This is a genomic window from Methylomicrobium album BG8 (genome assembly GCF_000214275.2).
Taxonomy (GTDB): domain Bacteria; phylum Pseudomonadota; class Gammaproteobacteria; order Methylococcales; family Methylomonadaceae; genus Methylomicrobium; species Methylomicrobium agile.
Map to the genome: position 1 here is coordinate 1,229,087 of NZ_CM001475.1, position 13,479 is coordinate 1,242,565.

The following is a 13,479-nucleotide window of genomic DNA, read 5'->3' on the forward strand; positions in this document are numbered from 1 at the left end:
TGTTGATGATGCCGGTTCTTACTCGCCATGCAGTGTGGCGACCATCTCCCGATTGCCGCCATGATTCCGATGCTCGCAGAGATAAATGCCCTGCCATATCCCCAGGTTCAATTTGCCTCGCGTGACCGGAATCGTCAGGCTCGAACCGAGCAGGCAGTTTTTGATGTGCGCGGGCATGTCGTCGTCGCCCTCGTAATCATGCAGATAATAAGGCGCGCGCTCTGGCACCATCTCGTTGAAATGGCTTTCCAGGTCCTGGCGCACGGTCGGGTCGGCGTTCTCGTTGAGCGCCAGGGAGGCGGAGGTATGCTTGATGAACAAATGCAGCAACCCGCAATGGATAGTGCTTAACTCCGGGATTTCCTGAAGGATCTCGTTGGTAACCAAATGAAAGCCGCGTTTTTTCAGCGGCAGAAAGAATGCTTTTTGTATCCACATCGGGATGGCTCCCGTTCCGAAAAAGTCCATCATAGCATGGCCTGGAAACGGGGCTCATCCTCGGTAGTGAAAAACGGCAATGGAACCGCGGACACGTACGGCCTTGCCGCTTTGGGCGCGCGTTCCGCAGGGCGGCGGGCCGAAATGCTTAAATCGTTTTGAAAATTGCTAAACATTATGATATATTAAGTCTTTTAGGATGTGTCGGTATTTATGTCGTATCCTAACGGCAGAGGTTCGAAAGCGGTCGTTTCGAAGGTCCCTGCCGCCATTTACACGGAAGCCCCATCATGGGGTTTTTTATTTTCCGGGCTCCGTGTTTGTGGCGACAGCATTGGCTAGTCAGTGATAAGAGCCCTGGGCTCTTTTTTTTTGTGCGGTGAAAAGCGAGGAAAAATGAAGCAGGCTCCCGAACATTTGGTCGCCTTGATCGAGCCGATCGTGGAGGGTTTGGGTTATGAATGTGTCGGCATTGAATATCACCCGCATCCGAGGCACGGTTTATTGAGAATTTATATTGACAGCGACAACGGCATAGTGCTCGATGACTGCTCGAAAGTCAGCCATCAGGTCAGCGGCATGCTCGATGTCGAAGATCCGATTCCGGACAATTACCAGTTGGAAGTATCCTCGCCGGGGGCGGACCGGCCGTTTTTCAAGATTAGCCAGTTCGAGCGCTTCAAAGGCAGTACCGTGCAGGTGAACCTGTTCAAGGCGATCGGCGGACGCAAACGGATTACCGGTCTGATCGAAAAAGTCGAGGAAGATATCATTACACTGATCGAAAACAGCCAAATTTTCGAAGTGCCGTTTTCGGCAATCAGCAAGGCGCGTCTGGTGCCGGAGTATTTAATCGAAAAAGGAGTACGCAGTGGCAAATAAAGAAATTTTGTTGGTCGTGGATGTTTTTTCCAACGAAAAAGCGATTGAGAAGGAAGTGGTCTTCCAGGCCATCGAATCGGCGCTGGAAATGGCGACGGTCAAACGCTATGCCACTCCGATCAAAGCCCGTGTCGAAATCGATCGAAAGACCGGCGATTACAAGACTTACCGGCTGTGGGACGTGGTGGCGCCGAACAGCGAGATCAACGGCGACGTCGAGTTTCCCGGCACGCAGATTTTGCTCGATGTCGCACGATTCGACAATCCGGATGCCCAAGTCGGCGACATGGCGCAGGAAGAGATCGAATCGGTCGAGTTCGGCCGTATCGCCGCCCAGACCGCGAAGCAGGTGATCATCCATAAGGTCCGCGAAGCCGAACGCAAGAAAATCGTCGATGCGTACAAGAGCCGCGTCGGCGAGTTGATTACCGGCGTGGTCAAGCGCATCGAGAAAGGCAGCGTTTATCTGGATCTCGGCGGCCATGTGGAAGCCTACATCGCGAAGGAAGACATGATTCCGCGCGAGTCGGTGCGCGTCGGCGACCGTATCCGCGGCTATTTAAGAGACGTGCGTTCGGAGCCGCGCGGCCCGCAATTGTTCGTCAGCCGGACCGCGCCGGAATTGTTGCTGGCGTTGTTCCGCCTGGAAGTGCCGGAAGTCGGCGAAGGGCTGATCACGCTGATGGGGGCGGCCCGCGATCCGGGGTCGCGGGCGAAAATCGCGGTCAAGAGCAACGATCCGCGCCTCGATCCGGTCGGCGCCTGCGTCGGCATGCGCGGATCGCGCGTGCAGTCGGTTTCGAACGAACTGGCCGGCGAGCGGGTCGATATCATTCTTTGGAATCCGAACGAAGCGCAATATGTGATCAATGCGATGTCGCCGGCCGAAATCCAGTCGATCGTGGTCGATGAAGACAGGCATTCGATGGATCTGGCGGTCAGCACCGAAAACCTGTCCCAGGCGATCGGCCGGGGCGGCCAGAACGTTCGGCTGGCGACCCAGTTGACCGGCTGGGAGCTGAACGTGATCGATGCCTCCAAAGCCGAAGCGAACAGCGAAGCCGAAGCGAACAAGATCAAGGATCTGTTCGTGAGGGAACTCGATGTCGACGAAGACATTGCGATGACGCTGGTCGAAGTCGGTTTCAATACGATCGAAGAGATCGCTTATGTGCCGGTCAGCGAAATGCTCGAAATCGAGGGCTTCGACGAAGAATTGGTGAACGAGCTGCGCAGCCGGGCGAAAGATTCCTTATTGATCAGCGCGATCGCGGCGGAAGAAAAAATAGAAACCAACGAGCCGGCCCAGGACCTTCTGGAGATGGAAGGCATGGACAAAGAGCTGGCTTATGAATTGGCCGGCCGCGGTATAATCACGATGGACGATCTGGCTGAACAGTCGATCGACGACCTGCTGAGCTTACCCGAAATGGATGAAGATCGAGCGGCGAAGTTGATTATGAAGGCGCGGGAGCCCTGGTTCTCTGAAGAAAAAGGCAAGTAAGGCGGGAGTAGGCGATGAGCGATCAAACAGTACAGCAATTGGCCGAGGTAGTCAAAATACCTCTGGAAAGGTTATTGGAACAATTGAAGGAAGCGGGGTTGTCGGCCAATACGCCGGACGATGTGATCAGCGAAGACGAGAAAATGCAGCTTCTGGCGCATTTGCGCAAACGCCACGGCAAGGATGGCGGCGAGTCGAAAACGGTCCCCCGACGCGTGACGCTGGAGCGCCGCAAGGTGATTGAAATCAAGCAGGCGAGCGTACCGGGCACGGCAACCAAGACGATCCCCGTCGAAGTTCGCAAAAAGAAAACCTATGTAAACAAACGCGATCTTGTCGAGACGGTTGAAACCAAACCGCCAGTCCGGCCGCAGCCCGCGCCGGAAGAAAAACCGTCCGTGCCGACGGCCGAGCCGGCCATTGCCGCAGAACAAAAAGCGAAGCCTGCCGAAGTAGTCGAACCGGTTGCGGAAACGGCCCCGCCGGCTGTCGAGGCCCGGCCCGCGTCTCCGGCAGAAGCGCCGCAGGAGGAGTTCGAGGAAGAAGCGGCCGTGCAGGTTGTCGAGGAAGCGGATGCGGCGGCACGGGGGGCGGTAACCCGGCTTGAAACGGTCAAAGTCAAGGAAGCTAAGGAAGGCAAGAAAGCCAAAGTGGAAAAAGCCGTCAAAGGCAAAGAAACCGATGAAGCCGCCAAAAAGAAGATAAGCGAACGGGATCGGCGCGTCGAGGAGTCGATCAACCGCACCGCCGAAAAAGTCCGCCAGCAGGCGCTGCAGAAGCAGGAAACGCTGCATCGCAAAAAGCAGCGCGATGACGGCGTCTTTTCCGAAGGACGGGATGCGCCGCGCCGTCCGAAGAAAAAGTCCAAGACGACGCCTCAGCGGTCGGGATCTCCGTTCGAGAGCAAGCATCAGTTCGAAATGCCGGCCGCGCCGATCGTGAAGGAAGTCACGATTCCGGAAACGATTCTGGTATCCGATCTCGCCAACAAGATGAGCGTGAAGGTCGCAGTGGTGATCAAGCAACTGATGAAGCTCGGCATCATGGCGACGATCAACCAGAGCATCGATCAGGACACCGCGGCGATTCTGGTCGAGGACATGGGCCACAAGGCGATCATGCAGAGCGACGACGATCTCGAAAAAGAAATGCTCGCCGAAGCGCAGTCGGAAGAGAATTATCCGGAAGTGCCGCGCGCGCCGATCGTCACGATCATGGGGCATGTCGACCACGGTAAAACCTCGTTGCTCGACTATATCCGTAAAACCCGGGTGGCCGCCGGCGAAGCGGGCGGCATTACCCAGCACATCGGCGCCTATCAGGTCAAGACCGACCACGGCGCGGTCACCTTCCTCGATACGCCGGGCCATGCCGCGTTTACCGCGATGCGGGCGCGCGGTGCGGACGTGACCGACGTGGTGATCGTGGTGGTGGCGGCCGACGACGGCGTGATGCCGCAGACCAAGGAAGCGGTCGAGCATGCGCGCGCCGCGAACGTGCCGATCATCGTCGCGATCAACAAGATCGATAAACCGGACGCGAATCCCGATAAGGTGATGCAGGAATTGTCGGTTATCAACGTATTGGCCGAGGAATGGGGCGGCGATACGCAATTCCTGAAAATTTCGGCGAAAACCGGCCAGGGCATCGACGATTTGATCGAAGCCCTGATCGTGCAGACCGAAATTCTCGAACTGAAGGCGCCGGTGCAAGGCCCGGCTTCGGGTATCGTGATCGAGTCGCGCCTGGATAAAGGCCGCGGCGCGGTTGCCACCGTGCTGGTCCAGAAAGGCACGCTCGAAAGTGGCCAGATGGTCCTGTGCGGCCACGAATACGGCCGGGTGCGGGCGATGTTCAACGAGAACGGCAAAGCGATCAAGGAAGCCGGCCCTTCGGTGCCGGTCGAAATTCTCGGCTTGTCGGGCACGCCGAATGCGGGCGACGAATTCCTGGTCGTACAGAACGAACGGATCGCCAGAGAGCTGGCCAAGCACCGCGAAGAGCGCAAGCGGACCACGCGTCATGCGGCGCAGCAGGCTTCCAAGCTGGACGAGGTCTTCTCCCGGATGACCGCCGGCGAGGTCGCGAGCGTGAACCTGGTGCTCAAGACCGACGTGCAGGGCAGCCTCGAAGCATTGCGCGGTGCCTTGGTCGACCTGTCGACGTCGGAAGTCGAGGTCAAGGTGGTTTACGGCGGCGTCGGCGGCATCAACGAAGGCGACGTAAATCTGGCGCTGGCGTCGGGCGCGATCCTGATGGGCTTCAATGTCCGCGCCGATGCGACCGCGCGCAAGCTGATCGAAGAGAAGGGCGTCGATCTGCATTATTACAGCGTCATCTACGAAGCGATCGACGAAGTCAAAAACGCGATCAGCGGCATGCTGGCGCCGGAAATCAAGGAGCAGATCGTCGGCCTGGCCGAAGTTCGTGACGTGTTCCGTTCGCCGAAGTTCGGCGCGATCGCCGGCTGTATGGTTGTCGAGGGCTACGTCAAGCGCAACCTGCCGATCCGCGTCTTGCGCGACAACGTGGTGATTTTCGAAGGTCAGCTCGAATCGCTGCGCCGCTTCAAGGACGACGTGAACGAAGTCAAGATGGGCATGGAGTGCGGCATCGGCGTCAAGAACTACAACGACGTCAAAGTCGGCGACCAGATCGAAGTCTTTGAACGGACCGAAGTCAAACGCGTATTGTAAAGCATCATGGCAAAAGAATATGGGCGTAGCGCCCGCGTGGCATCTGAAATGCAGAAGGAACTCTCGTTCATTCTGCAGCGGGTCGTCAAGGATTCCCGGCTCGGCTTCATTACGATCAATGAAGTCGATCTGACCAAGGACCTGGCGCTCGCGAAAATCTATTTTACGGTACTGAACGCGGATGAGGCCGGCAAGCGGAACCATGTCAAACGGCTAAATCAACTGGCCCCGGTAATCCGGCACGAGCTCGCGAAACGGATGCGGCTGCGCCATATCTCGGAGCTGCGTTTTATCTACGACGATTCGTTCGATACCGGCATGCGCGTTGCGGAACTCCTCAGCGATATCGACCAGACCGATAAAGCCCCCGATCAGGAATGAGCAAACGTAATCTCCGGCGCAATGTCCACGGCATTCTGCTGCTGGACAAACGGCTCGGCGTGTCTTCGAACCTGGCGCTCCAGGAGGCCAAGCGCCTCTTGAATGCCGCCAAGGCCGGGCATACGGGCAGTCTCGATCCCTTGGCGACGGGGCTGTTGCCTTTGTGTTTCGGCGAGGCCACCAAGGTGTCGGGCATGATGCTGGATGACGACAAGCGTTACCGGGTCGTGATCCGGCTCGGCGTATTGACCGACACCGGCGATGCGGAAGGGACGGTGCTCGAAACGAAGCCGGTTCCCGAGATTACCCAGGCGATGCTCGATGCCTGCCTGCAGCGCTTCACCGGCGAAATCGACCAGGTGCCGCCGATGTATTCGGCGCTGAAGCTGAACGGCAGGAAGCTTTACGAACTGGCCCGCGAAGGCAAAACGGTCGAGCGCAAGGCCCGGCGGATCACCCTTTATGAAATAAAACAGCTCGGTTTCGAGTACGACCGACTGACGCTGGAAGTGTTTTGCTCGAAAGGCACGTATATCCGCTCGCTGGCGGAAGACATCGGCGCACACTTCGGCTGCGGCGGAACCGTCGCGGAACTGCGCCGCCTGCAGGCGGGCGTATTTACGATTGACCGGGCTTTCACGATTGAACAATTGCGCGCGATGGATGCCCGGCAGCTCGACGCCTGCCTGCTGAACGTCGATGAACCGCTGCAGGCATTGCAGGCGGTCGAACTGCAGGACGGCGATGCGGTTAAGATCAGGAATGGACAGTCGGTCCGGTCCGAACTTATACAGTCCGGACCCGTGCGCCTGTACCATGCAGGCGCGTTTTTAGGCTTGGGCGAAATGCGATTGGATGGTAAACTAGCGCCTTGCAGACTGTTCAATTTGGAAGGAGTCGGCTAAAGGAAAAGGACGAAAGGGTTGTTTTCATCGTTCCCAGGTGGGAACGTCGGAACCCTACAGAACAGTACAATGCGAAAGGCTGGCCATCAGTTCTTTCGCCTTAATTTCCCCATTCTCTGCCCCCTATCGCGGAAATGGGTGTGTCACCGGCCCTGTCAGGGCTTTTTTTAATTATCGAAACATAAAATTATAGGGTTTGATCAAATGCCTTTTACTGCGGAACAAAAGAAAAAAATCGTTGAAGAGTACCGTCTGTCCGAAACCGATACCGGTTCCCCGGAAGTTCAGGTCGCTCTGTTGACAGCGCACATCCAGCACCTGACCCCGCATTTCGCGGAGCACAAAAAAGACAATCACTCGCGTCGCGGCCTGCTGCGCATGGTCAACCAGCGTCGCAAACTGCTCGACTATCTGAAAAACAAGGACAGCGACCGCTACCGTACGCTGATCGATCGTCTCGGTTTGCGCAAATAAGACAGAATGCAAACGGCGCCGGTTCGGCGCCGTTTGCGTTTCAGCGTTACCTCCAGTTTTAACTCAACAATATCTACGCAAAGGAACCTAATAGTGAATCCTATCAGGAAAGAATTTCAGTACGGCGATCGCACCGTTACGTTGGAAACCGGTGAAATTGCTCGCCAGGCCCACGGCGCCGTGATCATCGATGTCGAAGGCACCTCATTATTGGTGACCGTCGTTAGCAAAAAAGACACAGGCGGCAACGACTTTTTTCCGCTGACGGTGAATTATCAGGAAAAATCCTATGCGGCCGGTAAAATCCCCGGCGGTTTTTTCAAGCGGGAGGGCCGCCCGTCCGAACAGGAAACGCTGATTTCGCGTTTGATCGACCGGCCGATACGCCCGCTCTTCCCTGAAGGTTACACGGACGAAGTCCAGATCATCGCCACCGTCATCTCGCTGAATCCGGAAGTCGATACCGAAATTCCCGCCCTGCTCGGCGCTTCCGCGGCGCTGGCGGTTTCCGGACTGCCGTTCAACGGCCCGGTCGGCGCGGCTTGCGTCGGTTTCAAGGACGGCCAATATCTGTTGAATCCGGCGCCGGCGGCGTTGAAGGATTCGCGCCTGCAACTGGTCGTTGCCGGCACCGCCAATGCGGTACTGATGGTCGAATCCGAAGCCGACGGCCTGACCGAAGACGAAATGCTCGGCGCGGTGTTGTTCGGCCATGAACAAATGCAGACCGCGATCAACGCGATCAACGCATTCGCGGCCGCGGCCGGCGCCGGCGTGGTCGAATGGACCGCTCCCGATGCCGATGCCGAGCTGGTGCGCCTGGTGACCGCCGAAGTCGAGGAAGGCATCCAGGAAGCCTACCGGATCGCCGAAAAGCTGGTTCGGCAGGATCGTCTGAAAGTGATCCGCACCGCGGCGATCGAGAAATTTACCGCACTGGGCGAATATACCGAAAACGCGATCCGCCACATCATCGAAAATCTCGAATACAACATCGTCCGCCAGGCGATTCTGAGCGAGAAACGTCGCATCGACGGACGTACGCTCGATTCGGTTCGCCCGATCACGATCCGGACCGGCGTACTGCCGAGAACCCACGGTTCCGCCCTGTTCACCCGCGGCGAAACGCAGGCGCTGGTCGTCGCGACGCTGGGTACCCAGCGCGATGCGCAGATCATCGACGCATTGACCGGCGAATACAAAGAGCTGTTCATGCTGCACTACAACTTCCCGCCGTTCAGCGTCGGCGAAACCGGCTTCGTCGGCTCTCCGAAGCGCCGCGAAATCGGCCACGGTCGCCTGGCCAAGCGCGGTGTATTGGCCGTGTTGCCGGTCATGGAAGAATTTCCGTATGTGATCCGCGTCGTCTCCGAAATCACCGAATCGAATGGCTCCAGTTCGATGGCGTCGGTTTGCGGCAGCAGCCTGGCGCTGATGGACGCCGGCGTGCCGATCAAGGCGCCGGTGGCCGGCATCGCGATGGGGCTGATCAAGGAAGGCGACGATTACGCGGTCCTGTCCGACATCATGGGCGACGAAGACCATCTCGGCGACATGGATTTCAAAGTCGCGGGTACCGCCGACGGGATCACCGCGCTGCAAATGGACATCAAGATCGACGGCATCACCGCCGAGATCATGAAGACTGCGCTCGCGCAGGCGAAGACCGGACGTATCCACATCCTCGGCGAGATGAACAAGGTATTGCCGGCCGCGCGCGAACACATGTCCGACTACGCGCCGCGCATCATCACCTTCAAGATCGATCCGAGCAAGATCCGCGAAGTGATCGGCAAGGGCGGCGCGACCATCCGCGGCATTACCGAAATTACCGGCGCAAGCGTCGACCTGACCGACGACGGCGTCGTCAAGATCGCCTCGGTCGACAAGGCGGCCGGCGAAGAAGCGCGCCGTCTGATCGAAGAGATTACCGCCGAGGTCGAAGTCGGCAAGATTTACGAAGGCAAAGTCGTGCGCCTGATGGACTTTGGCGCGTTCGTGACGATCCTGCCCGGCAAAGATGGCCTGGTGCACATCTCGCAAATCTCGAACGAGCATGTCGACAAGGTCAGCGACAAGCTGTCCGAGGGCGACGTGGTTCGGGTCAAGGTACTCGAAATCGACCGCCAGGGCCGCGTTCGCCTGAGTATGAAAGAAGCGGAAAAGGAAGAATAAGCTTTTCCGCTTCGGTTTGCAAAAAGGGCCGGAAGGCCCTTTTTTGTTTCCTCCGGCCATAGGCGCCGTCCGTAAGATTTTGTAGGGTACGCTGTGCGTACCTTTTCACCCCCAATGGTACGCACAGCGTACCCTACAGAAAATAGCTCCGAGCGGGATGGGGTTTATAACCCATGCCGTTAAGCTTAGCCCCGAGGCGTTGCAACGCTGGCTTTGCAAATGACGAAACGGAGTAACAAAGCCAGCTTTGTGCTCCAGACATAAAATCATCCTCACCTGTCCGTCCCTCTTTAAACGTTGCGGACGGCATAAATATCCCGTCCGGCACCTGTATCTTACGGGTTCAGCCCGTAGGGTACGCTGTGCGTACCCTCAATGTCAAAAGGTACGCACAGCGTACCCTACGGGGCAACGGCAGGGCACCCTTCAGAAGGTGAGGACTTCCCTACACGCGATATGAAAATGCCTTAGAAACTCAGCCACCCCGATCCGAACGAAGTCGCGAACACCAGACTGACGATCGTCATCAGCTTGATCAGGATATTCAGCGACGGGCCGCTGGTGTCCTTGAACGGGTCGCCGACGGTGTCGCCGACGACCGCGGCTTTATGCGCATCCGAGCCTTTGCCGCCGTATTGTCCGGTTTCGATCCATTTCTTCGCGTTGTCCCAGGCGCCGCCCGCATTCGCCATCATCACCGCGAGCAGAAAGCCGGAACTCATCGTGCCGATCAGGAGGCCGGCGAGAGCTTCCTTGCCGAGCACATGGCCGACGACGAGCGGCACGACAACCGCCAGCGCGCCCGGCAGGATCATTTCCTTCAGCGCGCCTTCCGTACTGATGCCCACGCAGGACTTATAGTCGGGCTGCGCCTTGCCTTCCATCAGGCCCGGAATTTCGTGAAACTGTCGCCGCACTTCCATCACGATCGCGTGCGCGGCCTTGCCGACCGCCATCATCGTCAGCGCGGAAAACAGATAAGGCATCATCGCGCCGATCAGAATGCCGGGCAGCATGGTCGGGCCGAGAATGTTCAGGCTCTCGATTTTCGCGGCGGAGACATAGGCGGCTAAAAGCGCCAGCGCCGTCAGCACCGCCGAGCCGATCGCGAAGCCTTTTCCGGTGGCCGCGGTGGTGTTGCCGAGGCTGTCGAGCGCATCGGTGCGGTGGCGGACTTCGCTCGGCAGATGCGCCATTTCGGCGATCCCGCCGGCATTGTCGGCGACCGGGCCGTAAGCGTCGGTCGCGAGCGTCACCCCGAGCGTGCTGAGCATGCCGACCCCGGACAAGGCTACCGCGTACAGGCCGGCGGCGATCGTGCCGTCGGCCTTGAAGCCGAGCCAGATGCTCATCAGGATCGCGAACGCGGCGATCAGTACCGGCAGCAAGGTACTCAACATCCCGACCGCCATGCCCTGAATGATCGTCGTCGCGGGGCCGGTCTGGGTCGCGTGCGCGATCATGAGGGTCGGTTTATCGGTGTAAGAAGTGAAATATTCGGTCGCATAGGCGATGCCGTTGCCGGCGACCAGGCCGACCAGGATCACCAGCCAGTAATTGATGCTGGCGCCGGAAATCAGGACGGTCGTCAAGCTGAGTGCCAGGATGGCTGCCGATGCGGCCCAGACTGAACGGCGCAACGCCGCCAGCAGATCTTCGAGCGAAGCGTTTTCGTCGATTTTCGCGACGAAGTGGCGTAAATGATGGCTGTAGCGAATCCATAAGGAATAGCCGGGATAGATCCTGGTAGTTGCTTCGTTCGCATTTTTCTCCTCGCCGGTCACCATGTAGATTCCGAACAGGCTGGCGACAATGCCGACCGCTGCTACCAGGAACGGCAGGCCGATAAAGGCGGCGGCTTTGTCCCCGCCGAGCGTCGCGCCGAGGGTCGCGGCCGCGATGATCGAGCCGCTGTAGCTTTCGAACAAGTCGGCGCCCATGCCGGCGACATCGCCCACGTTGTCGCCGACGTTATCGGCTATCACGGCCGGATTGCGCGGGTCGTCCTCGGGTATGCCTTTCTCGACCTTGCCGACCAGGTCCGCGCCGACGTCGGCCGCCTTGGTGAAGATACCGCCGCCGACCCGCGCGAACAGAGCGATGCTGCTGGCGCCGAAGCCGAAACCGGTCACGTAGGTCATCTGGTTCGGATCGCCGTTGAAGATCAAGTAAAGCGATGCCATGCCGATCAGGCTGAAGCTGACCACCGACATGCCCATGATCGCGCCGCTGCCGAACGCGACCCTGAGGCCTTCGTGCAGGCTTCGGCTGGCGGCTGCGGCGGTTCTGACGTTGGCCCGCACCGCGACGTACATGCCCAGATAACCCGCGGCGGCGGAGGCGATGGCGCCGACGATGAAGCACAGCGCCGTCTGCCAGTGTAAAAAGGATGAAATGACCAAGGCCACGATCACGACGAAGACGGCCAGAACCCGGTATTCCCGGTTGAGAAAAGCCGAAGCCCCCTCCTGGATAGCTTCGGCGATGGCTTGCATCGTGGCATTGCCGCGGTCGTAGCCGAGAATGATTTTGAATTGCCACAAGACGTAAACTACGCCCAAAAGACCCGTCAGTAATGCGATAACTATCGCCAGCGATGCGCTTAACACCGTTCCTCCTAGTTTTTTAGTTATTGTTATTGATTATGGCTTGGTAAGCGGCCGGTGCTTTTGCCGGCACGGACGAAAAAAACGTTTGTAGGGTCCCCGCTCCTGATCGGCAGGGTAAAAGTTCCTCAAAACGTCTCATCCTTACGCCCGTTAGGATGGAGCAACGCATTGCCCCGCTCCTGCCCGGCTTCGTCCGCGTTCATTATCCCGTGATGATCGCGGGCCGGATATTCGGCCGTTACTTAAGCGAAGGTAGGTTACTGAAAAGTTAAAACAACCACAATCAAAAATTCACGATTGTGATTTTCTTTTAAATTTCAGACGGAGTGCATTATGATTATGAATGCCTTCTTTCAGATACCATCGCCTTTGGATGCACCGGAATGAAAACAGCCGGGCAGATGACCGACGGCGTGCCTCTTGCGTCATGAGTGCAGTTGCGCGGTCGTTAGCCTATACGTCTGCTTTTTCCGAGGGTTCATGTCAGGGTGAAGAATATACCGGGTGCCTTCGATTTGCTGGTCTGCCTGAACCTGTGCAGGTACTTAGGGAGCATGAAATTGCCATGGTTCCGGTGCAGTGCCACTGAGGGCAAGCCTGCGGTTCGATCAAAATCAGCAAAGTCCTGCAATTATAAATTGTGCTGCCCTGTTCAGCCGAGGTGATTCAATGGATTGTAATTTAAGTCTTGTGTCGCATTACAAAAAATATTTCTGCATGGTCAAGGCCTCGAGCCCTGAAATGAAGAAAATCGCTTTTAACATACGCTATCGCGTTTATTTTGAAGAGCAAAATATGATCGCGAACGATGCGTTAAGCAAGGAACGTTTAGAAACCGATTTATGGGATGCTTGTTCGATTCATACGCTGCTTTATCATAAACCGAGCGGTCAACCCATCGGCAACGTCAGATTGGTTCCGCTAGACGCCAGTCCTACGAAAACGCTGCCGATTGAAAAAACCTATCCCAACCCGTTCGATTTCAGCCGGGCGCCAGTCCACGACATCAGAAGCGGAAAAACCGGCGAAGTCTCCAGAATGCTGATTCTTTCATCCTTCCGGCGCCGGAAAAGCGATAAGAGCTACGATCTCGGAAACGAGGAATCTTCCGAGGATCAGAGTAATAAACGATTTCCGATCAATTACCTGCCGGTCTGCCTGATATTTGCGACAGCGATTTTAATGTTGGAAGAAAAACTCGATTATGGGGTCGCCTTGATGGAGCCGCGTCTTGCGAGGCTGCTGATGCGGTTCGGTGTCGGTTTGAGCCGGATCGGGGAGGCGGCGGATTATTTCGGTCTGCGTGCGCCGTATCTGATTTTCCCAGAACTTATCTACAAAAATCTAAGTCCCGATTACCAGGCGCTTTACGATGCGATACAATCTGAGCTGATCGACTAGCTATCGCCCGAACG

General features: G+C 57.5%; 10 protein-coding genes. 8 read left to right on the top strand and 2 right to left on the bottom strand.

What is annotated here, in order from left to right:
- Positions 1 to 18 precede the first annotated feature (18 nt).
- Positions 19 to 438, bottom strand: coding sequence for a secondary thiamine-phosphate synthase enzyme YjbQ (locus METAL_RS05400; protein ID WP_005370370.1), 420 nt, complete (start codon positions 436 to 438; stop codon positions 19 to 21).
- Positions 439 to 834: 396 nt separating this feature from the next.
- Here METAL_RS05400 and rimP point away from each other — a divergent pair, with 396 nt between their 5' ends.
- The 7 genes from rimP to pnp all read left to right on the top strand — a co-directional run bounded on the left by rimP (position 835) and on the right by pnp (position 9,455).
- On the top strand, positions 835 to 1,320 hold the full coding sequence (gene rimP / locus METAL_RS05405) for a ribosome maturation factor RimP (RefSeq protein ID WP_005370371.1): 486 nt from the start codon (positions 835 to 837) through the stop codon (positions 1,318 to 1,320).
- Positions 1,310 to 2,824, top strand: coding sequence for a transcription termination factor NusA (gene nusA / locus METAL_RS05410; protein ID WP_005370372.1), 1,515 nt, complete (start codon positions 1,310 to 1,312; stop codon positions 2,822 to 2,824). Before rimP ends, nusA begins: the two co-directional genes overlap by 11 nt.
- 14 nt (positions 2,825 to 2,838) lie before the next feature.
- A complete protein-coding gene (gene infB, locus METAL_RS05415) occupies positions 2,839 to 5,520 on the top strand; it encodes a translation initiation factor IF-2 (RefSeq protein ID WP_005370373.1) in 2,682 nt (893 codons plus the stop codon).
- A gap of 6 nt (positions 5,521 to 5,526) precedes the next feature.
- On the top strand, positions 5,527 to 5,901 hold the full coding sequence (rbfA, locus tag METAL_RS05420; RefSeq protein ID WP_005370376.1) for a 30S ribosome-binding factor RbfA: 375 nt from the start codon (positions 5,527 to 5,529) through the stop codon (positions 5,899 to 5,901).
- Positions 5,898 to 6,806, top strand: coding sequence for a tRNA pseudouridine(55) synthase TruB (gene truB / locus METAL_RS05425; RefSeq protein ID WP_005370377.1), 909 nt, complete (start codon positions 5,898 to 5,900; stop codon positions 6,804 to 6,806). The genes rbfA and truB overlap by 4 nt, the downstream gene beginning before the upstream one ends.
- A gap of 204 nt (positions 6,807 to 7,010) precedes the next feature.
- Positions 7,011 to 7,280 (top strand): 30S ribosomal protein S15, encoded by a 270-nt coding sequence (gene rpsO / locus METAL_RS05430; protein WP_005370378.1) that lies wholly within the window; start codon positions 7,011 to 7,013, stop codon positions 7,278 to 7,280.
- Positions 7,281 to 7,373: 93 nt separating this feature from the next.
- The gene (pnp, locus tag METAL_RS05435; protein ID WP_005370379.1) at positions 7,374 to 9,455 is read left to right on the top strand and encodes a polyribonucleotide nucleotidyltransferase; all 2,082 of its coding nucleotides are present in this window, start codon (positions 7,374 to 7,376) and stop codon (positions 9,453 to 9,455) included.
- Between the two features lie 467 nt (positions 9,456 to 9,922).
- Here the strand turns inward: pnp and METAL_RS05440 are convergent, their stop codons facing one another.
- Positions 9,923 to 12,064: a sodium-translocating pyrophosphatase gene (locus METAL_RS05440; protein WP_005370380.1), complete on the bottom strand. Its 2,142-nt coding sequence runs from the start codon at positions 12,062 to 12,064 to the stop codon at positions 9,923 to 9,925.
- Positions 12,065 to 12,643: 579 nt separating this feature from the next.
- Here METAL_RS05440 and METAL_RS05445 point away from each other — a divergent pair.
- Positions 12,644 to 13,465 carry a PEP-CTERM/exosortase system-associated acyltransferase gene (locus METAL_RS05445; RefSeq protein WP_245549472.1) on the top strand — a complete coding sequence of 274 codons (822 nt, stop codon included), beginning with the start codon at positions 12,644 to 12,646 and terminating at the stop codon, positions 13,463 to 13,465.
- Positions 13,466 to 13,479: the final 14 nt, after the last annotated feature.

Coding starts and splice junctions, on each gene's coding strand:
- rpsO (WP_005370378.1), top strand. CDS start 7,011: ATGCCTTTTACTGCGGAACAAAAGAAAAAAATCGTTGAAGAGTACCGT.
- rimP (WP_005370371.1), top strand. CDS start 835: ATGAAGCAGGCTCCCGAACATTTGGTCGCCTTGATCGAGCCGATCGTG.
- rbfA (WP_005370376.1), top strand. CDS start 5,527: ATGGCAAAAGAATATGGGCGTAGCGCCCGCGTGGCATCTGAAATGCAG.
- METAL_RS05400 (WP_005370370.1), bottom strand. CDS start 438: ATGTGGATACAAAAAGCATTCTTTCTGCCGCTGAAAAAACGCGGCTTT.
- infB (WP_005370373.1), top strand. CDS start 2,839: ATGAGCGATCAAACAGTACAGCAATTGGCCGAGGTAGTCAAAATACCT.
- truB (WP_005370377.1), top strand. CDS start 5,898: ATGAGCAAACGTAATCTCCGGCGCAATGTCCACGGCATTCTGCTGCTG.